Source organism: Stenotrophomonas sp. SrG (assembly GCF_050031795.1).
In the GTDB taxonomy this organism is placed as follows: domain Bacteria; phylum Pseudomonadota; class Gammaproteobacteria; order Xanthomonadales; family Xanthomonadaceae; genus Stenotrophomonas; species Stenotrophomonas rhizophila_A.
The window spans coordinates 1-245 of sequence record NZ_JBNBBE010000821.1 but is presented as its reverse complement, the minus strand read 5'-3'; the positions used below and the strand labels follow the sequence as shown (position 1 = coordinate 245).

Here is a 245-nt window from a genome sequence, read left to right as displayed (position 1 = left end):
CCGGCACCGCGACGGTGGCCTCGCCGATCTGCACGAACACCGCCTGGGTGAGCGCCAGGGTCTGCGGCAGGCGCAGGGTGCAGGTGACGCCCTTGCCCGGCACCGCGTGGATGTCCACCGAGCCGCCCAGCTGGCGCACTTCGTGGTGCCCCACGTCCATGCCCACGCCGCGGCCTGCGCGCTGGCTGAGCTGGTCGGCGGTGCTGAACCCGGGCGAGAAGCTCAGCGCGGCGGGTTCGGCGTCG

At 74.7% G+C, this 245-nt stretch carries 1 pseudogene; it reads right to left on the bottom strand.

Annotation, left to right across the window (positions count from 1 at the left end):
- Nucleotides 1–245: pseudogene (locus tag ACQG3P_RS21840) on the bottom strand (chemotaxis protein CheA); the annotation flags it as partial.